Below are 21,405 nucleotides of genomic sequence, written 5' to 3'. Positions count from 1 at the left end.
GATGTTATCGATTAAAAATTGGCAATCCCTCTCTCAAGCTGAAAAAGAAATTTGCCTAACGCGTCCTACGCAAACATCGTCAGCAAAAATCAAGGTCCAAGAGATTATCAAACTGGTGCGAACTATTGGAGATCAAGCATTACTTACATTAACTGAGCAATTTGATGGAGCTCGTTTGAACAGCTTGCAAATCCCTAAACAAAAAATAGACAATGCATCCATTAGTAAACGCTCTCTCGCTGCCATTACTGAAGCAGTCAAAACTATTACCACCTATCACCAAGCTCTTTTACCAGAAAATAAAAATATAGATACAGCCAATGGCGTAAATATTTACAGCACCTATAGGCCCATTCAACGAGTTGGTTTGTATGTACCAGGAGGAAATAAGACGCCTCTCATTTCTTCATTATTAATGCAAGCCATCCCCGCCTATGTCGCTGGATGTCCTATAAAAATATTTTGTACTCCTCCTGATGCATCGGGTTCAATTAACGAACATTTATTAGTTGCAGCAAGGTTATGCGGCATCGATACCATTTATGCACTTGGAGGAGCACAAGCAATTGCAGCTATGGCTTATGGAACTGAAACGGTTACTAAGGTAGACAAGATTTTTGGACCAGGTAACAGTTATGTTACTGAAGCAAAAAAGCAGGTTGCCTCCGATCCTTATGGGGCAGCAATTGATATGCCCGCTGGGCCTTCGGAAGTCATGGTCATCGCTGATAATCAAGCAAATCCAGCATTTATCGCTGCTGACTTACTGGCACAGGCTGAACATGGAGCAGACTCTCAAGTCATTCTGATTTGTGATTCTCTACAAATCGCGGAACAGGTAAACCAACAACTGTATGCACAATTTAATACTCTATCAAGAACAAAAATAATCAAGCAATCACTAGCAAATAGCTTGATTATTGTATGCGCTGAAAAAAAAGAGCAATTACATATAATTAACTCCTATGCTCCTGAGCATTTGATTATAAATCGCGAAGACGCAGACTCTTGGATTGATGAGATATACGCTGTAGGTACTGTATTTCTTGGTTCCTGGGCAGCTGAAACACTTGGTGATTATATAACTGGATCAAACCATGTTCTGCCAACTCATGGTTTTGCCAAAAATCATAGCGGCCTTGGTACGCTCGATTTTCTTACTCACTTTAATGTTCAATCAGTTAGCAAAGAAGGAATTAAAGCTTTGGGGCCTGCAGCAATTACTCTGGCTCAAATTGAAGGATTGGATGCTCATGCACAAGCTGTGGCAATCAGGTTGAACTCACTGGAGCTTTAAATGTCAGTACTTAATTTAATACGCCCTGAATTATTAGATAATCAACCTTATAGTGTTGGTAGTGTACCCATGAGACATCGATTACATGCGAACGAACTTCCTTGGTCCGCATTAAGTACGAATATCAGTTTAAATTTTTATCCAGAAAAATATCTGCAGGACCAACTACAAGAACACTTGGCGAAATACTATCAAGTTGAAGAAAAGCAAATTGTGCTCACTCGTGGATCAGATGATGGTATTGATTTAATCACACGTTTATTTCTTAGTGCTGGGCAAGATGCATGCATGCAGTGTCCCCCTACTTTTTCTATGTATTCTTTTTATACCTATTTACAACACGCTCAACTTATTGAATGTCCTTTAGATGCTCAAAACAACTTTCAACTTTCTCTAGACGAAATTCGTAGCACGTGGAAAAACAACTGTAAACTCATTTTTTTGTGTAATCCTAATAATCCTACAGGAAGCTTAATCGAGCTCGACTTTATTGCAACTCTGTGCGATGAATATAAAAATCGTTCTGTTATCGTTGTTGATGAGGCTTATATTGAATTTGCTCAAACCCAAAGTGCAACGTGTCTCATTTCTCAATTCGATAATTTAATTGTTTTACGTACTTTGTCTAAAGCCTATGGCCTAGCCAACCTTCGTTTAGGAATCATTATCGCTCAAGAAAATGTAATTCGGGCCTTGAATAAAATTATGCCGCCCTTTCCTCTTTCTAGTGTAGTGATTGATTTAGCACTACGTGCATTAGAAAAAAATGAGTGGTTTTTACAGGCAATAAATACAATTAAAGAGTCTCGAGCAAATTTAATAAAGGAATTACAATTATGCCCTGTTATCAAAAAAGTCTATCCCACTGAAACAAACTTCATTCTTATTAAAACCGAATATACGTATGAATTGGTTTCTTGGCTCGCCAATCAAGGCATAGTAATCAAAAGCTATTCACCGAATTCGTCGCTGCATGATCATTTACGAATCACAGTAGGTGATGAGCCACAAAATCAACTTTTGCTGCGCGCTTTATCGTCTTTTCAAAATAATGTTTCAGGATATTAAAAATGCAAAAAATCTTATTTATCGACCGTGACGGAACCTTAATTGAAGAACCATTCGATTTTCAAGTAGATTCTTTAGATAAAATAAAGCTCACACCCCGTGTTATTCCAGCATTACTGCAATTGCAACAAGAGGGCTTTCGCTTGATTATGGTCAGCAATCAAAACGGTATAGGTACCTCTTCTTTTCCTGAAGATGATTTTATGATTTGTCATGAATTTATCCTGGATATTTTCTCGTCACAAGGAGTGTTTTTTGATGAGATTTTTATTTGTCCCCACATGCCCGAAGATAATTGTATGTGCCGAAAACCGAGAACAGGATTAGTGGATCAATTCCTCAAAGAGAGAGCACTCAATAATTCATGTACTTGGGTTATTGGGGATAGAGAAACTGACCGACAATTTGCTGAAAATCTAGGGATCAAATTTTTGCCAGTCTCCAAAGAGCATGGATGGGAGCAAATTACCCAAACAATACTGAATCAAAAACGAACTTCAGTAATCCAAAGAAAGACAAAAGAGACAGACATAAAGTTAACTCTGATTTTGGATACTGATCAGAGCAGCTCTATAAGTACTCCATTGCCATTCTTTAACCATATGCTGGAGCAAGTAGCCAAACATGGTGGATTCAATCTTGAATTATATGCCTCCGGCGATATAGAGGTTGATGATCATCATTTAATTGAAGATACCGCAATCGCTTTGGGTGAAGGGCTAAAAAAGGCACTTGGCGACAAAAGGGGGATTAACCGCTATAGCTTTACTTTACCTATGGATGAATCTTTAGCATCTATAGCTATAGATATTAGTGGAAGAGGTTTTTGCGATTTTAAGGGTCAATTTACTAGAGAGTTTGTTGGAGGCCTGGCAACCGAAATGATTCCCCATTTCTTCAATTCATTTGCCACAGCCCTTGGCGCAACCATTCACATTGAAGTGACAGGCCAAAATCATCATCACATGATTGAAGCCTGTTTCAAATCACTAGGACGGGTGCTGGGTCAAGCCTGTATGAAAACAAACAGTATTCTACCATCGACCAAGGGGGTATTATGATTGCCATTATTGATGTCAGCGGCACCAATTTAACCTCTTTAGTTAATGCCTTAAAAAGACTGGGTTTTAATTATCAGTTAACGCACGAGGCAAAAGAAATTGAAAAAGCAAGTCATGTAATTTTACCAGGAGTAGGTACTGCAGCTTATGGGATGAATGCGCTGCGTCAATATGAGTTGATCGATGTCATTACTTCGCTGGAACAACCACTTTTGGGTATTTGTCTTGGCATGCAATTATTGCTTGAAAGCAGCGAAGAAGGCGATGTACGTTGTCTTGGGATGATTCCTGGGAGAGCTCAACGGTTACGCCAGAAAGAAGGTTATCCAGTACCTCATATGGGCTGGAACCAATTGCAGTGGTGTACAGAAACATTCTTGCAACAAGGATTAAGGAAGCATGATTATGTTTATTTCGTTCATAGTTACGCACTAGGTGAAAGTCAGTATGCTTTAGCCAATTGTGAATATAATGAATCGTTCGCAGCAATAATTCAAAAAAATAACATTTGGGGTATGCAATTTCATCCGGAAAAATCTGCCGAAACTGGAATGGCTTTACTCAACAATTTTTGTAGTCGTTAACTGATTTAAAAAATGGAGGTCCGTATGATCCTAATCCCTGCAATTGACATTCAAAAAGGTCGTTGTGTACGTTTGCGACAGGGACAATTTGATCACGTCACTCAATTCGATATCCCGCCAGTAGAGCGTGCTGCTTATTTTGCCGAATTGGGGGCAAAGCGTTTGCATATTGTTGATTTGGATGGCGCTCAAACAGGAGCGATGCAACAGTTGCCTTTAATTTGTGCCATGCAAAATACAGGAATCATCGTACAAGCAGGTGGGGGAATTCGCTCTTTAGAACAAGCATTATTATGTTTTTCAGCTGGAATATCCAATCTGGTTTTAGGCAGTATTGCCATTACCAATCCTGAGCTGACTGCACTCATTATTAAGGAAATCAGACCGCAACACATTATCCTGGCTTTAGATATTCGCATGAAAAATACAATCCCCATCCCTGCTATTCATGGGTGGCAAACAACAACAAATAATAACTTGTGGGATGTTGCGTCTCATTATCTGCAATTAGGAATTAAACAAGTACTTTGTACTGATATTGTTTGTGATGGAATGATGCAAGGACCAAATTTTGAGTTGTATGAAGAAGCAATAGAACGCTTTCCTCAGATTGAATGGCAAGCTTCAGGAGGCATTCGTCATGCAGAGGATATTAATCGATTGGATGCCCTAGGAGTTACTGCAGCGGTTTTGGGATTGACCCTGTACCAGGGTACTTTTGACCTAAGCGCAATGTTAGCATAGTTCGCGTAGGCCTATATTATTATTTTGAGTATAAATTATGTTAACCAAACGAATTATTCCATGTCTTGATGTACGCCATAACCAAGTAGTCAAAGGCGTTAAATTTCGTAATCATCGTGTCGTTGGGAACATTCTAGAACTTGCTGCTGATTATTCTGCAGCAGGTGCAGATGAGTTAGTTTTTTATGATATAACTGCAAGTTCTGAACAGCGCTCAGTTTGCCCCGAGTGGGTCCATCAAGTTGCAGAAACAATTAACATTCCTTTTACTGTAGCAGGTGGAATTCGGTCACTTAATCAGGCAAAATCGGTATTAAACTCTGGGGCCGATAAAATATCCATTAATAGCCCGGCATTAGAAAATCCTAACTTGATTAACGAACTATGTCGGAATTTTGGAAGCCAATGTATTGTAATAGGAATCGATAGTCAATGGATAGATAATGATTATTATGTCTATCAATACACCGGGGATGACAAAAAAATCCTTAACTCCAGACGCAGAACAAGAGAATGGATCAGAGAAGTACAAGACAGAGGTGCAGGAGAAATTGTACTAAACTGTATGCAATCAGACGGCGTACGTACAGGGTATGATTTGCATCAATTAAAACAAGTACGGCCTTTATGTCAGGTACCATTAATTGCATCTGGAGGCGCCGGATCTCTTGATGACTTTACTCAAGTGTTTCTAGAGTCTCGAGTTGATGGAGCTTTAGCGGCTGGCATTTTTCATGACAAAATTTTGACGATACACGAAATTAAATTAGAACTTAAAAAACAAAAAATTGAGGTACGATTATGATTCATATGGAAATTAATTCTTTAGATTGGAAAAAAATGAACGGTTTATTACCAGCCATCATCCAAAATGCTGAAAATGGTAATGTTCTAATGTTAGGTTATATGAACCAAGAGGCATTGATCGCTACATTGACTACAGGTCAATTGAATCTTTACAGCCGCAGTCGAAAACGTTTATGGCGTAAAGGTGAAAGTTCTGGTAATAGCATGTCCGTACAGCATATCAGTGTGGATTGTGATAGTGACAGCCTTTTAATTCAGGTTTTGCCTAAAGGGCCCGCTTGTCATTTAGGATACACAAGTTGCTTTCAGCCTGAACATCAAACAAATCTTGGTTTTATACATGAATTGATTGAACTCATTAATGAGCGTGCAGACTCAAAAAATGAAAACAGTTATACAGCACAATTATTTGAATCCGGGCTCTCTCGATGCGCACAAAAAGTAGGCGAAGAAGCCATTGAAGCAGTAATTGCTGCAGTGAATAACAACCGTGAAGAATTAGTTAATGAATGCGCCGACTTAGTTTTTCACTTATTTGTTTTATTAAAAGCATGTGAACTTAGTTTTTATGATGTATTGCAATGCTTGCAAGACAGAGATAGATCTGTCCATACCTAAATGGAATCATTAACCATTGCTTGGCTTTGTAAGTTGGGTCAAATTGACCCAACCTCCCCTGGATATACTACTGACTACACAACGGCTAGCAAAATCGCAGTAAGATAATTTCCTTCTGGGAAAGAAGCTAAGGTAGGATGACAGCTTGCTGGGCCATATACACCTAAAATACGCGCTTGTTTCCCTACTGCTCCAGCTTGAAGACTAACCAAAGAACAAAATTCATGAGATGAAAGCGCTGAAGAACAATTGCAAGTCATTAATAAGGAACCAGATTTCATGTACTTAAATACCTCTCGATGTAAAAACCGATAATAGTTTTTAGCACGCTCAACATGTTGCTTTGATGGAACTAATTTAGGGGGATCAAGAACAACGATATCATAACTCCCTGCTTTTGATAAATATTCACGCGCATCGGCCTCGATAAATTCAATTTGAGCCAAACCATTTAATACTGCATTTTTTTTAGCTTGAGTCACAGCCTGAGCAGAACTGTCCACTGCTGTCACCTTTAACGCTCCGGCTTTAGCAGCATGCAATGCAAAGCCACCACTATAACAATAAAGATCTAATACGCGCTTTCCTTTGGACAACTGGGCAATACGTTGATGATTCTCTCGTTGATCAAGAAACAATCCTGTTTTCTGTGCCTGGGCAAATTCTACCTCATAAATAGCTCCTGCCTCAAAAACTTGGGTATTATAATGTTTCTCTTGTACGTTAATTTGTTTCCAGCCATCTTGGCTCAAGGGTTTACTTTGTGGCATCCACACAATTTGATCTTCAGGAAATAAATTTTGTAATATTTGAATGATAATTTCTCGATTGAGTTCAACCCAATAAGCAGAACTGGCAACAACGCACGTTTGATTAAATCGATCAATCGTTAAACCAGAAAGACCATCTGCTTCACTATTAAACAATCGATAAGCAGTAGTTTGTTCATTAGGCAGATTCAAACATTCTCTAACTTGTTTTGCCTGACTTAATCGATGCGTCATCAGGGCAGGCAAATTGCTCATATCGATGGACTCATTGGCAAGCGCCAAGACTCTGACTCTATAAAGAGAATGCTCATTATAAACACCTACACCAATAAGCTTTTCCTCTGCGTTATAAATATCAATCAAATGTCCTGTAACTAATTTTCCTTGTGTTCGTGCAATAGCCTTAGGAAATATCCATGGATGGCCGCGTAATACAGTATTTTGTTTTGCTGCAAGCAAAATAACTTTTGCATTCATTTTCTATTTCCCAAAGAACAAAAATGGGCTAATCTACACAAAGAACACAAGACCTGCAATAGTTCATAATTTTATAAATCTAAGAAAGCAATTCCCACCCCAATAAACTGGTGGAAAAAATAAAAGTCAGGGACAGTATAACAAATATGAAAAAACTCTTTATCTCCCTTTTTGCTATTATATTTAGCAACGCATTCTGGTAATAGATATGGAAAACACACACAAGTTCTCTTATGGTCTCTCTTTAGGAGCATTAGGCGTTGTATTTGGGGATATAGGTACAAGCCCATTATATGCCTTAAAAGTAACATTAAATAATATCCCTATTACTCAGACACATATTTTGGGAGTACTGTCACTTATTTTCTGGTGCTTGATTCTTGTTATTTCATTCAAATACCTGATTTTAATTTTACGTGCGGATAATGATGGTGAGGGAGGCATTCTCGCCCTTTTAGCTCTAATGAAGCATAAAAGTACAAAATACACGCCTTTATTTTACATCATCGCAATTTTTGGAGCCGGATTACTGTTAGGGGATGGGATGCTAACACCGGCTATATCTGTAATTAGTGCTGTAGAAGGTCTTAGCACTCTTTCAAATGCATTTACGCCCTATATTCTCCCTATTGCTATTATTATTCTGGTTCTCCTTTTTATGTTGCAAGCAAGAGGAACTGGAAGTATAGGGACTCTATTTGGACCTCTTATACTGATCTGGTTCATTACGATTGCTATTCTTGGCATCATACAAATTGCTAATGCTCCTATTGTGCTTACCGCGATCAATCCTTATTATGCCTTCGATTTAATTCGCGATACAGGACTGAAAGGATATTTGTTATTAGGCGGTATTTTTCTTGTTGTCACCGGGGGTGAAGCACTTTATGCAGATATAGGCCATTTTGGGAAAAACCCTATTCGTGCCGCCTGGTTTGCAGTTGTTCTTCCTTGCTTGTTATTAAATTATTTTGGCCAGGGGGCTAACTTACTCATAAACCCAAATGCAATCAGCAATCCTTTTTATATGATTGCCCCTGAGTGGTTTTATATTCCCTTGATTATTCTTGCTACTATTGCCACGATAATTGCCTCACAAGCTGTAATTTCGGCTACGTTTTCTTTAACAAAACAGGCGGTATTACTCAGCTTATGTCCTCGTATACCTATAGTACAAACATCTAAAGAATTTTCCGGGCAGATCTATGTACCACAAATTAATTTTATTTTGTTTATTGGCACCTTAACTTTCTGTATTGCCTTCCAAACTTCAGATAGGCTCGCACATGCTTATGGCATCGCTGTAAATGCAGACATGCTTCTAATTGATGCGATGGTTGCCTATGCTGCAATATCAATTTGGAAATGGTCAAAATATAAGGTCATGATTATATTTGGTTTCTTCCTTATCGTAGATTTTGCATTTCTTGGTTCAAATTTACATAAATTTTTAACTGGCGGTTGGGTTCCTGTTATTTTTGCTTTCCTCATCGCGACCATTATGTATACCTGGAAATTTGGCTTGGAATATTTACGCGAAAATTACTATATGAATAAAGATGACATTTCCAAGATTCTCAAGCAGCTAGAATATAAAAGTTTAAATCAACTAACCGATCTGACAGCAGTTTTTATCACCGATGTCTATGATAAAAGCGGGGGCAGCTTCCTTCACTTTCTTAAATTAAGCCGGGCTGTTCCTGAGCGCGTACTTATTGTTAGTTACGTTGTAGATAACATTCCGTATATACATTACAGCCAACGTTATGAAATTACATGCTTGCATGAAAAAGTGTTCACTCTAACCTTACATTATGGTTTTATGGAAACTATTTCTATACCCAGGGCGTTGGAACGAGCCTCTAACAAAAATCTTTTTCCTTTTAAGTTAAATGTTGATCGCGCTACATATATGGTAGAAATTCCCAATATTACCGCATCAAAATCAAAAAAAACATTAGCTTTTTATTGGCAAGAAAAGTTGTTTGCCTTTCTAATACGCAATTATTCTGCCAATTTGAATATCGAATTTTATAAACTACCGTACAATAGAACTATGGCAATCGGTACCTATTATATTATGTAAACTCAGGAGTCCTTTATGTGGTTTAACAATGCACTAATCTATCAATATGAGCTGGATGAAGCGAGTGATTTACCAGCATCACTAGCGGAAAATATTCTAAAACCTTGTCCACCCCATGCTCGATTTGTTTATGGCTGGCTTCCTGCTTTTGCAGATGAAATGGTTCAGGAGGTTGCTGGAAGTTCGTTGGTTTGCATGGGTAAGGAAGAACGGTTACTACCACGGGGCGTGATCAATAAAATGCTCGCCGAAAAAGTACAAATGCTCGAGACCCAACAAGGGCGACCAATGAAGCGAGCGGAAAAGGCGCAAATGGCCGAAGATATTGAATTTGAATTATTACCTAAATCATTTTGCATCCAAAAAAAGATGCTTGCTATCCTTGATAGTGCCAGCAAAAGAATCATAGTTAATGCTTCCAGCAATAATCAGGCATCACAACTCACCTCTCTTTTGCGCAAGTCTGTAGCAGGTATTTCGATTGAGCCGCTAACACACACAGAAAATTTGGCTTTACGATTCGCGGAATGGATTCATTCTCCCAATGCCCTTCCCAATCATTTTCAATTAGCATCTGATTGCCTGCTCTTTTCTCTTGATGATGAAAAAAAACGAGTACATTGTAAAGGTTATGAGCTCCCAGCAGAGGAGGTTTTAACTTTATTATCGCAAGGTATGGCAACCGCAGAAATTTCTTTAATATGGAAAGAAAGAATCCAGCTTACACTGACTCATGACTTTGCATTCAAAAAACTCAAAAGTCTTGATTATCTTCTTGATGACTTTAACGAAATTAAACAACTTGATGAAGAGTATCAGCAACGCGATGCAGCACTCACTTTATTATCCGGAGAATTACGCGAGTTAACTAATGATCTTTTAACAGCACTTGCGGTAAAAGAAAAGGAATCGGATTTAGTAGAGGAAGTTGTATAAAGGTTCCAACTCAATAAAACCCTGGGCATTACAAGTTCTACCCTAATTGCCCAGGCTCCTCATGCTAATGTTATTCGATTAGCTGTATTTGACTGACACATCTTGCGCCAAATACAGCTTTTCCAGATAAAGGCTGAGCATGTCCCTCTTGATAAATTTGTACATCCAAGCGTTGTTCTAAGACAACTAGTTAGATACCATGTGCTCCATTTTAGAGGTATGGTAATTCGCCTTATAAACGACTAAAGCTTCCTCTGCAGCCTGATTGAAACCTAAAGCCATATTGGCATCATACATAACAACTAAGGCTTGTTTTACGCTCGGTGCTTGTGGGTAGTTTTTAACTACATAACTCGCTCTATTAATTGCAGCTACATACATCTTGCGTTTATAATAGAAAGTCGCGACATTCAATTCATGTTGAGCAAACATATTGCGCAAATAAATCATTCGCTGTAACGCATTTGCTTTATATTTACTCTCAGGGAACTTTTGAATCAGAACACCGAAATCAGAGTAAGCCTGGCTTTGTGTCCCAGGATCTCTCCATGATTCATCTAGAGGTAAAAATTTTGCAAAGACCCCACGAGTTTGTTGGAAATTGGCCATACCTCTCATGTAATAAGCATAATCCACATTCTTAGCTCTTGGGTAAAGATGAATAAATCGTTCCGCGGTAGCAGCAGCTGAAGGATAGTCTTCATTTTTATAATAAGAATAAATTAGTTGCATCTGTGAATGCTCAGTATAATCACTAAATGGATACATCGTTTCTATCGCTTCAAGATGTTTAATTGCTGTTGCATATTCCTTTTTACGTAAATCTTTCTGGGCATCCGTATAAAGTTGCTCAGCAGTCATTCCTTTGTAAGGGTTATTATCATCATCTTCTTTGCCCCACCATGTCTTACATGCAGATAAAGATACGATAAGACCGACCAGGAACAACATTTGAATTCGTTTCATAAACTACACCTATCTAATATATATACCTGTTGTATCCGCGACAACAGCCACAAAAATTTGGAACATTATACCTAGGACTATTCATTTTGCGAACATTCTTCTGCTTTTTTTAAAAAATGGAAAAAATAAAAACAATTGCAAAAAAAACTGATTGTAATTGCCCAGAATATTAAAAAAATATTTGCAAAAGCAAGGCTGTTAGGATAGTATTCACGCTTGGAGAGATGGCAGAGCGGTCGAATGCGGCGGTCTTGAAAACCGTTGAAGGGCAACCTTCCCAGGGTTCGAATCCCTGTCTCTCCGCCAAGACTTCACATCCTGCCTTATGGCACACTTTTAGTTCATTATCAAAATAATCTGCGGCAAATCAATTCAATGTTGAAATTATTTAAGTCGTTGATATAGTAGCATTATTTAGGAATTAATGGAGAAAACGCTATGATAAGGAATACACTAAAGTGTTTTGGTAGTGTAACAAAATTACTGCACTGGTTAATCTTTATTTTGATTATCGCCCAATTTTACTTTGTCTGGTCCATTAACCACGATTCACCACTCGCATCACGTTATATCATGCTGCACAAATCAGTGGGATTTACTATTTTATTACTGGGAATCTTGTTTTTTATTTGGCATATAATAAATATCAAGCCATTTCCTCCAGTAACTCAACCAAGATGGCAATACATTACTTCTAAAGCAGTGCACCATACTCTTTTTATTCTTATAATGCTCATGCCAATCGTTGGGTATTTATTAATTTGTGCGGATGGAAAAAGTATTGATTTTTTTGGTTGGTTTATAATCCCATGTCTTATCTCAAAAAACGACTATCTCGGCGGTATTATGTTTTCAACACATCAAACAATCGCCTATTTAATCCTCATTTTAGTAGGGATTCATTTCCTTGCAGCTTTGTATCATCATTTTATTTGCAAAGATAATGTACTAAAACGCATGCTTCCTTTTACTTCATGCGAATAGGTTTTGTATCTAAGATAGCAAAAATAGTCATTAAACCTAGGATTTTGACCGAGTAAAGAATTGTCCTTTACTCGGTTTCAGACCTTAAATGTATGATGAAGAATATTGAGGAGCTGAAGGTGTATACGTTTCAGGATATGAGGGTGGAGCGTCAGAATATATGGGTTGAGATTGAGTATAGTAAGTTGGAATATATACCCTTTGAGGAAGCCTGCAATCAAAACTCAAATCCCCTACTTCAACCATATTTATATCACCTTTACGTAAGTGTCGTAGTTTTTCTAATAGCTCCTGAACTTTTTCATTCTCTTTACTACGACGAGAAAAAAAGGAAGGTATTGGTTTCTCATTCCCTAATAACTTTGCCATTTCCGCACGCAACGCAACCATCGCGCATCTCACAGCCATAGGATCCATACCTTTCTCATCTCTCAAATAAGCTTCTTCTGAGGTGGTTAATCTAAAACGATCAGGATCTGATGGATCCATAGACTCTTTATTGGCTGACTTATTGAGAGAGTCATACAGCATACTCATCGCAAAACATCCAATACCTGCACCGATAACAGTAAGCAGCATGGTTCCAGCAATCACTACACCAACAGGGTTAAACCCTGCAGCTACAGCAAGAGCAATTAATGGTGCGGCTCCGAAATTAAGTGTTAAAAGAGTCGATCCTGCACCAAATCCAATAGAAGTAGCGAACATTAATGCGCCCTTCAGCCATCCTTCGCCATGGTAAAAACGCTCAACACTATTTGCAAATTCATTAAGCATGTAATAGAAAGCAATAAAAGCTAAAACAACGGCAATCAAAGCTAAAAGGATAAGGAGCAAGGCAGCCAATAATTTAGCCATATCATCATTTGAAGATGAATCATGGTCATGATGGTTAGAAGGCCAGCAGCAACCAGCACCTTCATGATGGTGATGATATGAATGATGGTGAGAGTTGATTATGGAACTCAGAATTAACCAGTCAAGAAGCGTTGGATCTTGATAACCATAATAATTATACTGATTAATCACATACTTAGCCTTTGGATTAAACTGAGGCGTAGAAGGATTAAAAGCACTTCGTTGAGAAGGATGCATTCGTTGATACAAAGGCAACGCGTTAAATACTGCATTAAATGCAGCATATGCTTTTAATTTCTCAACTGGTTCCAATTGAACTAAAGGGCTTTGGCTCCATGGTGATTCTAGAGAATATTGTACCGCGAGAAACATTTCCTGGTATGTAGCATTCACATCTAGGCCACGGCTAATACAATTTTGATAATGACTTAATATATGACCATATAATTGCTTTAATTTAAGATCAGTAAACTTCTTGCTTAAATCAGGCATAGCGACACTCCTATATATTGGGTTACATAGGCAAACTCTGCTACCTCAGCGTCTAGTATATTGATTTTTTAAAATATAAATAAAGCAGCCCGAGTTAGCGCATTTGTCTATAAAACCTAGTGCTTCACAATTTGTGCACGATTAATTAAACTTTTTACATACAAGTCATAATCCATCATGCCGTAGCTTGCTTCTATTTGTTGAATTAAGCTATCTTGCTGCTCCCTGTCTAATGTACTTAATTTCCCATCATGAATTTTCTTCAATTTTACTACAACATAATCACCATTCGGCATAGCAAGACCATCACGGCTTTCTGGTCGTAATAAATTGAATGCCATATCATTAACATCCGTATCTACTTTATCATTGTCACGAGTAGACTTATCAACTGACTTCCATGATAAATTATTTGAACTAATCAATTCTTGTTGTTGCTTATCCTCAACTGGATTCAATAAATTCTTACCCATTTCTTTTGCTTTGTTTTCAGCAATTTTTTTAACTAAAATTTTGCTAATTTGATCGTGAACAGCATCTAAAGGCTGTTCTACTTCATCCCAATGTTGATTAACTCTTACAACCACGAGAGAATCATTATCAATTTGTATTGGTTCGCTATTATTATTCAAATCAAGGACATCATGACTGAATGCAGCATTTATTACCTGTTTATTTTTTGTAATATTATCGGTACCACCCGATCTTGAAAAAGGCCGAGTTTTTTCAATTTTTAAATTTAAAGCTTCTGCTACAGGTTGGAGAGAGTCTGGAGATTGATAGCTCAAATCAGACAATTGTTCCATAGCTTGGGTATATTTTGTTTGAGCTGCCTCAGCAATCAATTGTTCTTTAATTGATGAAGCTACTTCAGAAAAAGGTTTTGTTGAAACAGGTTTATACTCGATTAATTTAAAAATTTCATATCCATGTTTTGTTCTTTCAGGAGGAGAAATTTGACCTGGTTTAGTCAAATTAGATAAAATTTGATTGTAGTTATTTTGTCCTGCGTCAATCCACGGAAGAACACCCTTATCTGCTACTGAAAGCTTGTCGTCTGACATCACTGAAACAAGATGTTCAAATTGTTTCGGATTTTTCTGTAATATTTGGTATGCATCGTTTGCTTGTTTCTGAATCTTTTCCAAATCAGATTGACTCGCATTCTCCGGAACAGCAAATAAAATATGTGCTACTTGCCAACTTGCAGGGATTAAGTAACTATTTTGATTATCTTCATAATAGCGTTTCACATCATCATCAGAAATTTTTATCTTATTTTTAATCTCATGCATCGATAAAGAGACATATTCTAAACTCACCTTTTCTGGTGCCATAAATTCCTTTTTATGCGTTTTATAATAACTTGCGATTTCTTCTGGAGAAACATGAATGCCCTCTTCAAAGTTTGCTACTGGTATAGTTAAGTAATCGTAGTCCCTGCTTTGCATATACAAGCTCACAAAGCGATCAATTTCATCTGGTAAAGCAAAAGAACTACCCATAAAAGCAAATCGCTGCTGGTTTAGTAGCATTCCTTGTTTTACTTCATTTTGAAAACTTGATTGAGTGAATAAAGCAGCATTTAATGCTTGCTGATATTTTTGAGCTGAGAAATGGCCATCCTCCTGAAATTGAGGAATACTCAAAATTGCTGCATCTGCTTGGTTCAAGCTCACGTCGAATCCATTATTAAAAGCAGCTTGCACTAAAATTTCATTTGTAATCATTTGATCTAAGACTTTATTTTGCAATTTTTTTTCATCGGCAGCCGTCATTTGCTCAATATCTTGCATTGAACGAGCACGTCTGTAATTGTTTTCAAATGATTGTATTGTAAGCGGAGCGCCATTGACGACCACCTTGGAATTTGTTGTTTGATGTGATTGGAAATAATAATCTACACCGAAAAGTGTAAACGTAATACCGATTAAGATAACTACTAACCAAGCTACAACACCCTGTATACGTTCATTTAACTTTTGTAACATGTCCGGAGATCCATATTATTAATAAATAGAGCATTTATAATTTATCGAGGGCTGATTATAACCCAGACTGAAAAAAATCAAAACAAAAAACATTCACCTATCCAGCAAAACTTTTCTTTCCTGAATTAGCTAAAAATTAGAGTGAAGTGAACACGTTACTTTTTCATAACTTCATCTAAATCTTTCTCTTAAAGACAAGCAGATATAAGAAGGAAATCAAATTTTGAAGAAAACATTCATTCCAGATAAAAAAAACGCGCCTTTCAGCGCGTTAATCTGGCGGAGTGGACGGGGCTCGAACCCGCGACCCCCGGCGTGACAGGCCGGTATTCTGACCAACTGAACTACCACTCCATTTCTTGGTGGGTGCTGTAGGGATCGAACCTACGACCCTCGCCTTGTAAGGGCGATGCTCTCCCAGCTGAGCTAAGCACCCTGAAAACTTATGCTTCTTGCACTGCTTCTTTCAGGTTTTTACCCGCCTTAAACTTGGCTACTCGTGACGCTTTAATTTGAATAATTTTACCAGTTTGTGGGTTTCTACCTGTTCTTGCTGAACGATTGCCTGTTGAAAAAGAACCGAAACCAGGTATTACCACTTGATCACCACTTCTTAAAGCATCAGTAATAGTACTAGTAAAAGTTTCGAGAACTCTGCTTGCGTCAGCTTTTGTTAAACCCGAACCACTTGCTATAGCATCAACTAATTCGCTCTTATTCATTGCTTCCCCTATACTGTTAATCTTCCATACTTCTAAGTTAATTTAATTAAACTCATCAAATTAACCGGTCGAGTAGTTACTTCCTTGCAATGCCCGCTAGTGGCGGGCTACGAAACGAAATATACCTCTAATTAATGGGTATGTAAATCATTATTTTTAATTTTTTTTGATCTTTTACCCACTAAAGCCTCAGATTGTACATTTGCTGGCTTATCTACCCAAGGACTGCGTTGTAAAGCCAGTTCTAAAACCTGTTCTATGCTCTTAACAGGATGTATTGTTAGCTTACGTAAAACATTATCTGGAATCTCTTCCAAGTCTTTTACATTTTCCTCAGGAATAATAACATGCTTAATTCCGCCTCGATGAGCCGCCAATAATTTCTCTTTTAGACCACCTATGGGCAACACCTGTCCCCTTAGCGTGATTTCACCCGTCATCGCTACATCCGCTTTAACAGGAATTTGGGTCACTACAGAAACCAATACAGTACACATACCAATCCCTGCGCTCGGTCCATCCTTTGGTGTAGCACCTTCAGGTACGTGAACGTGAAAATCGTTCTTATCGTAAAAATCATCAGCCAAACCAAATTTTTTAGCTCGACTTCGGACAACTGTCATCGCTGCATGAATGGATTCCTGCATGACTTCACCTAATTGACCTGTATGCGTCACTTTTCCTTTACCAACCATCATGGATGCTTCAATCGTTAGTAATTCACCACCAACACTTGTCCAAGCTAAACCGGTAACTTGCCCGACTTGGTCAAATTCTTCAGCCAAACCATATCGGAATTTTTTTACACCCAAATATTTTTCAACATTGCTTGTGGTTACAGTCATTTTTTTTACTTTTTTATTCGACAAAATTTCTTTGACTACTTTTCGACAAACACTAGCAATATCGCGTTCTAAATTACGTACACCTGCCTCACGAGTATAGTGACGGATAACATCTCGAATCGCACCCTCACTAATATGTATTTCTTCGTTACTCAGGCCATTCAAGACGACTTGTTTCGGAACAAGATATTTCTCAGCAATGCTTACTTTCTCATCCTCGGTATACCCTGCAAGTCGAATCACTTCCATTCTATCTAATAATGGAGCGGGGATTTCCAGAGAATTTGCTGTTGCTATAAACATAACGTCACTCAAGTCATAATCTACTTCAAGATAATGATCGTTAAACGTATGGTTCTGCTCGGGATCCAATACCTCGAGTAAAGCTGCGGCTGGGTCTCCTCGGAAATCCATAGCCATTTTATCCACCTCATCGAGCATAATCAGCGGATTTTTTACACCAGCCTTACATAGTTTCTGAATAATTTTTCCAGGCATTGACCCGATATATGTTCTTCTATGCCCGCGAATTTCCGCTTCATCTCTAACACCACCCAGAGCAATACGGATAAACGTGCGGCCTGTAGCATTTGCAATAGATTGCCCTAATGAAGTTTTTCCTACCCCTGGAGGTCCAACAAGACAAAGAATAGGTCCTTTTAAGCGTTTTACACGTTGCTGAACAGCCAGATATTCAATAATACGTTCTTTAACTCTTTCTAGACCATAATGTTCTTTATCCAATAATTTTTCTGCTTTAAGTAAATCAAATTGAATTTTAGTTCTCTTTTTCCAGGGTACTGAAAGCATCCAATCAAGATAATTACGAATCACGGTCGCTTCAGCAGACATCGGGGACATCATTTTCAACTTATGAAGCTCTGCTAGCGATTTTTCTTTAGCTTCTTTAGGCATACCGGCTTTGTTAATCGAATTTTCCAGTTGCTCAATTTCATTGCCTTCTTCACCTAACTCACCTAACTCCTTTTGAATTGCTTTCATTTGTTCATTGAGATAATACTCTCTCTGACTTTTTTCCATTTGCCGCTTAACACGCCCTCTCACACGCTTTTCAACATGTAACAGGTCAATTTCATTCTCGATAGCAGACATTAACCGCTCAAGACGAGTTCCCACATCTTTTGTTTCCAATAACTCTTGTTTATCGTCTACTTTCAACGTTAAATGGGCAGCAATGGTATCTGCTAAACGGCCAGGCTCTTCTATGCCAGCAAGAGGCGATAAAACTTCAGGTGGAATCTTTTTATTCAGCTTAATGTATTGTTCAAACTGTGACATTAATGAGCGCATCAAAATGCCAATATCCGGTTCTTGTACTGCACTATTTTCATCTTCAATTAACTCAAGATCCGCTTCTAGATATCCTTTAGCTTGATTATATTCTTTTGCACTAGCACGTTTTTCACCCTCAACTAAAACTTTCACAGTTCCATCGGGTAATTTCAGTAACTGAAGGACGCTAGATAATGTACCTACTTGGTAAATATCAGCATCAGTTGGATCATCATTCGATGATTTTTTCTGTGCTACCAGAAAGATTTGTTTACTATCAACCATTGCCGCTTCTAAGGCTTTAATTGATTTCCCCCGCCCAACAAACAAAGGAATAACCATATGAGGGTAAACCACTACGTCTCTTAATGGTAATACAGGTATGTTAGACAGATTTTCTGTCTCATTCGAAGTCTCTTTAATTTCAGTGGACATAATGAACCCTTATTCAAACGGAAAACTTATTTTTTATTCACGTGACTACTAAATTATAATTTAAAAGGAAGGGAGAGTTATTGCAAGAAATCAAAGCGTTATAATTAAGAAAGTTCCTTAAAGAATCTCCCCCACACCTCATGTGGGAGAGATAAAGAGCAGAAATTCTACTCTTGGCCACCTGCTGCACTCTTTATCCCATCCTGTTCATAAATAAGAATGGGTTTAGATGAGCTGTTCACAGCATTCTCATCAACCACAACCTTAATTACTCCTTCAAGAGAAGGTAATTCATACATGGTGTCTAAAAGAATATTTTCAAGTATTGCACGTAAACCTCGCGCACCCATTTTTCTTTCTAGAGCTTTTTTAGCAATGGCTGTTAATGCTTCTTCTCTAAACTCGAGTTCCACTCCTTCCATTTTAAATAAAGACTGGAATTGTTTGGTTAAAGCATTTTTGGGATTAGTTAAAATATCAATCAGAGCTGACTCATCCAACTCCTGTAACGTGGCAACCACAGGTAATCGTCCAACAAACTCTGGTATTAATCCGTACTTAATCAGATCGTCAGATTCCAATTGATTCAATACCTTGGATATTTCATCATTGGTTTCTTTTTTATTTTTTAATTGTGCAGAAAATCCAATACCTGACTTATCACTTCGCTCCCTTACTACTTTTTCTAATCCAGCAAAGGCTCCACCACAAATAAATAAAATATTTGAAGTATCAACTTGCAAGAATTCTTGCTGTGGATGTTTGCGGCCACCTTGCGGTGGAACTGACGCGATTGTACCTTCTATCAGCTTTAAAAGTGCTTGTTGAACTCCTTCGCCAGAAACATCTCGGGTAATAGAAGGATTATCAGACTTGCGTGATATCTTATCAATTTCATCAATGTAAACGATACCATGCTGAGCTTTATCTACATCGTAATCACACTTTTGTAGAAGTTTCTGAATAATATTTTCCACATCTTCACCTACATATCCTGCTTCAGTAAGTGTGGTTGCATCAGCCATAGCAAATGGCACATTGAGGATACGAGCTAATGTTTGTGCTAAAAGTGTTTTTCCGCTTCCAGTTGGACCAATAAGCAAAATGTTGCTTTTACCTAGTTCAACTCCATCTTCACTTTTATGTTGTAATCTTTTGTAATGATTATATACAGCTACGGACAAGACTTTTTTTGCATGTGATTGTCCAATGACGTACTCATCCAAAAAAGTTGAAATTTCTTTAGGTGATGGTAAGCGTACCTCTGTCTCTTCATGCGATTCGTGGGTTTCTTCACGGATTATATCATTACACAGTTCAACACACTCATCACATACAAACACAGAAGGGCCAGCAATCAATTTTTTTACTTCATGTTGGCTCTTGCCGCAAAAAGAACAATACAAAACTTTATCGCCACTTCCGTTACCGGATTTACTCATAACCAAACCCCTTCTTACAACGATTATCGGAAAATAGATAATATATGTAAAATATTAGTCAATCAGAAAAAGATATGCCACTGTTATTCAGTGCATTTTTTTTAAAAATAAAGCAAAAATACGAAGAAGTAATAATGAATCAATATAAAAAGAATCCCCTATCGCATTCCTAGCCTTGGGTGCAGTAAAGCGAAACCCGCTAATCAGAACCTCAAACCCAGATTCCGCTTCATTATACCCAAGCTACGATACATTATAGTTCAGTTCTTTAAATTTAAAGAAAAAAATTACTCTGCTTTACTTACTGACTCTCGATCATAAAGCACTTTATCAACTAAGCCGTACTCAACAGCTTGTGTAGCACTCATAAAATTATCACGCTCGGTATCGTGCATAATTTGCTCTGGTGTCTTTTTAGTATGCTTTGCCATAATAGTGTTTAAACGCTCTCTTACAGCTAGGGTCTCGCGCGCATGAATTTCGATATCAGTTGCTTGACCACGATACCCCCCTAAAGGCTGGTGAATCATTACTCGTGAGTTTGGCAAACAGAATCTTTTACCGTCAGATCCAGCACAAAGTAACAGGGCAGCAGCACTTGCTGCTTGTCCTATGCATAAGGTACTTACATCAGGTTTAATAAACTGGATGGTATCGTAAATTGCCAGGCCAGCAGTTACAACCCCTCCTGGTGAATTAATATAGAGAGAAATATCCTTTTCAGGGTTTTCAGACTCAAGAAACAACAATTGAGCAACCACCAAATTAGCCATATGATCTTCAACTTCACCCAAAAGAAAGATGATGCGTTCTTTCAATAATCTTGAGTAAATATCATATGAACGCTCACCTCGTGAGGTTTGCTCAATAACCATTGGGACTAATCCACTGGCATTACGAATTATGTTCTCTGAATAGCCCGACATATA

The 21,405-nt window shown here is 37.9% G+C and carries 18 protein-coding genes and 3 tRNA genes; 11 read left to right on the top strand and 10 right to left on the bottom strand.

Going from position 1 to position 21,405, the window contains the following annotated elements; all coding sequences use genetic code 11:
• Position 1 precedes the first annotated feature (1 nt).
• Genes hisD through hisIE form a run of 7 tightly spaced genes read left to right on the top strand, consistent with a single transcriptional unit; the run spans position 2 to position 6,179 of the window.
• A complete protein-coding gene (hisD, locus tag Lpar_RS11890; RefSeq protein WP_058519256.1) occupies positions 2 to 1,297 on the top strand; it encodes a histidinol dehydrogenase in 1,296 nt (431 codons plus the stop codon).
• The gene (gene hisC / locus Lpar_RS11885) at positions 1,298 to 2,365 is read left to right on the top strand and encodes a histidinol-phosphate transaminase (RefSeq protein ID WP_058518128.1); all 1,068 of its coding nucleotides are present in this window, start codon (positions 1,298 to 1,300) and stop codon (positions 2,363 to 2,365) included. It begins immediately after the preceding gene.
• Positions 2,366 to 2,367: 2 nt separating this feature from the next.
• Complete coding sequence (gene hisB / locus Lpar_RS11880) at positions 2,368 to 3,426, top strand: bifunctional histidinol-phosphatase/imidazoleglycerol-phosphate dehydratase HisB (protein WP_058518127.1); 1,059 nt, start codon at positions 2,368 to 2,370, stop codon at positions 3,424 to 3,426.
• Positions 3,423 to 4,010 carry an imidazole glycerol phosphate synthase subunit HisH gene (gene hisH / locus Lpar_RS11875; RefSeq protein ID WP_058518126.1) on the top strand — a complete coding sequence of 196 codons (588 nt, stop codon included), beginning with the start codon at positions 3,423 to 3,425 and terminating at the stop codon, positions 4,008 to 4,010. The genes hisB and hisH overlap by 4 nt, the downstream gene beginning before the upstream one ends.
• A 24-nt stretch (positions 4,011 to 4,034) precedes the next feature.
• Positions 4,035 to 4,754: a 1-(5-phosphoribosyl)-5-[(5-phosphoribosylamino)methylideneamino] imidazole-4-carboxamide isomerase gene (locus tag Lpar_RS11870; protein ID WP_058518125.1), complete on the top strand. Its 720-nt coding sequence runs from the start codon at positions 4,035 to 4,037 to the stop codon at positions 4,752 to 4,754.
• Between the two features lie 37 nt (positions 4,755 to 4,791).
• Positions 4,792 to 5,559, top strand: coding sequence for an imidazole glycerol phosphate synthase subunit HisF (gene hisF / locus Lpar_RS11865; RefSeq protein ID WP_058518124.1), 768 nt, complete (start codon positions 4,792 to 4,794; stop codon positions 5,557 to 5,559).
• Positions 5,556 to 6,179, top strand: a complete 624-nt coding sequence (gene hisIE / locus Lpar_RS11860; protein ID WP_058518123.1) for a bifunctional phosphoribosyl-AMP cyclohydrolase/phosphoribosyl-ATP diphosphatase HisIE — start codon at positions 5,556 to 5,558, stop codon at positions 6,177 to 6,179. The genes hisF and hisIE overlap by 4 nt, the downstream gene beginning before the upstream one ends.
• 74 nt (positions 6,180 to 6,253) lie before the next feature.
• On the opposite strand, the gene Lpar_RS11855 is transcribed toward hisIE, so the two are convergent.
• Entirely contained in the window at positions 6,254 to 7,426 is a 1,173-nt protein-coding gene (locus Lpar_RS11855; protein WP_058518122.1) for a class I SAM-dependent rRNA methyltransferase, read from the bottom strand.
• A gap of 208 nt (positions 7,427 to 7,634) precedes the next feature.
• Here Lpar_RS11855 and Lpar_RS11850 point away from each other — a divergent pair, with 208 nt between their 5' ends.
• Positions 7,635 to 9,512, top strand: coding sequence for a potassium transporter Kup (locus tag Lpar_RS11850; RefSeq protein WP_058518121.1), 1,878 nt, complete (start codon positions 7,635 to 7,637; stop codon positions 9,510 to 9,512).
• Between the two features lie 15 nt (positions 9,513 to 9,527).
• The gene (locus Lpar_RS11845) at positions 9,528 to 10,448 is read left to right on the top strand and encodes a recombination-associated protein RdgC (protein WP_058518120.1); all 921 of its coding nucleotides are present in this window, start codon (positions 9,528 to 9,530) and stop codon (positions 10,446 to 10,448) included.
• Between the two features lie 186 nt (positions 10,449 to 10,634).
• On the opposite strand, the gene Lpar_RS11840 is transcribed toward Lpar_RS11845, so the two are convergent.
• The gene (locus tag Lpar_RS11840; RefSeq protein WP_058518119.1) at positions 10,635 to 11,414 is read right to left on the bottom strand and encodes an outer membrane protein assembly factor BamD; all 780 of its coding nucleotides are present in this window, start codon (positions 11,412 to 11,414) and stop codon (positions 10,635 to 10,637) included.
• 218 nt (positions 11,415 to 11,632) lie between these two features.
• On the opposite strand from Lpar_RS11840, the gene Lpar_RS11835 reads away from it, so the two are divergent.
• Positions 11,633 to 11,720, top strand: a tRNA-Ser gene (locus tag Lpar_RS11835).
• Between the two features lie 132 nt (positions 11,721 to 11,852).
• Entirely contained in the window at positions 11,853 to 12,398 is a 546-nt protein-coding gene (locus Lpar_RS11830; RefSeq protein ID WP_058518118.1) for a cytochrome b, read from the top strand.
• A gap of 84 nt (positions 12,399 to 12,482) precedes the next feature.
• Here Lpar_RS11830 and Lpar_RS11825 read toward each other — a convergent pair whose 3' ends face one another.
• The 8 genes from Lpar_RS11825 to clpP all read right to left on the bottom strand — a co-directional run bounded on the left by Lpar_RS11825 (position 12,483) and on the right by clpP (position 21,402).
• On the bottom strand, positions 12,483 to 13,748 hold the full coding sequence (locus tag Lpar_RS11825) for a hypothetical protein (protein WP_058518117.1): 1,266 nt from the start codon (positions 13,746 to 13,748) through the stop codon (positions 12,483 to 12,485).
• Between the two features lie 116 nt (positions 13,749 to 13,864).
• On the bottom strand, positions 13,865 to 15,739 hold the full coding sequence (locus Lpar_RS11820) for a SurA N-terminal domain-containing protein (RefSeq protein ID WP_058518116.1): 1,875 nt from the start codon (positions 15,737 to 15,739) through the stop codon (positions 13,865 to 13,867).
• 277 nt (positions 15,740 to 16,016) lie between these two features.
• Positions 16,017 to 16,093 (bottom strand) — tRNA-Asp (locus tag Lpar_RS11815).
• A gap of 6 nt (positions 16,094 to 16,099) precedes the next feature.
• A tRNA-Val gene (locus Lpar_RS11810) sits at positions 16,100 to 16,175 on the bottom strand.
• Between the two features lie 7 nt (positions 16,176 to 16,182).
• Positions 16,183 to 16,461: an HU family DNA-binding protein gene (locus Lpar_RS11805; protein WP_010653977.1), complete on the bottom strand. Its 279-nt coding sequence runs from the start codon at positions 16,459 to 16,461 to the stop codon at positions 16,183 to 16,185.
• A gap of 131 nt (positions 16,462 to 16,592) precedes the next feature.
• Positions 16,593 to 19,034: an endopeptidase La gene (gene lon / locus Lpar_RS11800; protein WP_058518115.1), complete on the bottom strand. Its 2,442-nt coding sequence runs from the start codon at positions 19,032 to 19,034 to the stop codon at positions 16,593 to 16,595.
• Positions 19,035 to 19,201: 167 nt separating this feature from the next.
• A complete protein-coding gene (gene clpX / locus Lpar_RS11795) occupies positions 19,202 to 20,476 on the bottom strand; it encodes an ATP-dependent Clp protease ATP-binding subunit ClpX (RefSeq protein ID WP_058518114.1) in 1,275 nt (424 codons plus the stop codon).
• A gap of 287 nt (positions 20,477 to 20,763) precedes the next feature.
• Entirely contained in the window at positions 20,764 to 21,402 is a 639-nt protein-coding gene (clpP, locus tag Lpar_RS11790) for an ATP-dependent Clp endopeptidase proteolytic subunit ClpP (RefSeq protein WP_058518113.1), read from the bottom strand.
• Between the last annotated feature and the right edge of the window lie 3 nt (positions 21,403 to 21,405).

The sequence above is a fragment of the Legionella parisiensis genome (assembly GCF_001467945.1).
In the GTDB taxonomy this organism is placed as follows: domain Bacteria; phylum Pseudomonadota; class Gammaproteobacteria; order Legionellales; family Legionellaceae; genus Legionella; species Legionella parisiensis.
The sequence above is the reverse complement of the archived record's forward strand: the minus strand, read 5'-3'. Positions and strand labels throughout refer to the sequence as shown.

Bases quoted from the DNA above. Each gene is read 5' to 3' on its own strand.
- hisD (WP_058519256.1), top strand. From the start codon at position 2: ATGTTATCGATTAAAAATTGGCAATCCCTCTCTCAAGCTGAAAAAGAA.
- clpX (WP_058518114.1), bottom strand. From the start codon at position 20,476: ATGAGTAAATCCGGTAACGGAAGTGGCGATAAAGTTTTGTATTGTTCT.
- hisB (WP_058518127.1), top strand. From the start codon at position 2,368: ATGCAAAAAATCTTATTTATCGACCGTGACGGAACCTTAATTGAAGAA.
- Lpar_RS11870 (WP_058518125.1), top strand. From the start codon at position 4,035: ATGATCCTAATCCCTGCAATTGACATTCAAAAAGGTCGTTGTGTACGT.
- clpP (WP_058518113.1), bottom strand. From the start codon at position 21,402: ATGTCGGGCTATTCAGAGAACATAATTCGTAATGCCAGTGGATTAGTC.
- hisIE (WP_058518123.1), top strand. From the start codon at position 5,556: ATGATTCATATGGAAATTAATTCTTTAGATTGGAAAAAAATGAACGGT.
- Lpar_RS11830 (WP_058518118.1), top strand. From the start codon at position 11,853: ATGATAAGGAATACACTAAAGTGTTTTGGTAGTGTAACAAAATTACTG.
- Lpar_RS11840 (WP_058518119.1), bottom strand. From the start codon at position 11,414: ATGAAACGAATTCAAATGTTGTTCCTGGTCGGTCTTATCGTATCTTTA.
- Lpar_RS11855 (WP_058518122.1), bottom strand. From the start codon at position 7,426: ATGAATGCAAAAGTTATTTTGCTTGCAGCAAAACAAAATACTGTATTA.
- Lpar_RS11850 (WP_058518121.1), top strand. From the start codon at position 7,635: ATGGAAAACACACACAAGTTCTCTTATGGTCTCTCTTTAGGAGCATTA.
- hisH (WP_058518126.1), top strand. From the start codon at position 3,423: ATGATTGCCATTATTGATGTCAGCGGCACCAATTTAACCTCTTTAGTT.
- Lpar_RS11820 (WP_058518116.1), bottom strand. From the start codon at position 15,739: ATGTTACAAAAGTTAAATGAACGTATACAGGGTGTTGTAGCTTGGTTA.
- lon (WP_058518115.1), bottom strand. From the start codon at position 19,034: ATGTCCACTGAAATTAAAGAGACTTCGAATGAGACAGAAAATCTGTCT.
- hisF (WP_058518124.1), top strand. From the start codon at position 4,792: ATGTTAACCAAACGAATTATTCCATGTCTTGATGTACGCCATAACCAA.
- hisC (WP_058518128.1), top strand. From the start codon at position 1,298: ATGTCAGTACTTAATTTAATACGCCCTGAATTATTAGATAATCAACCT.
- Lpar_RS11845 (WP_058518120.1), top strand. From the start codon at position 9,528: ATGTGGTTTAACAATGCACTAATCTATCAATATGAGCTGGATGAAGCG.
- Lpar_RS11805 (WP_010653977.1), bottom strand. From the start codon at position 16,461: ATGAATAAGAGCGAATTAGTTGATGCTATAGCAAGTGGTTCGGGTTTA.
- Lpar_RS11825 (WP_058518117.1), bottom strand. From the start codon at position 13,748: ATGCCTGATTTAAGCAAGAAGTTTACTGATCTTAAATTAAAGCAATTA.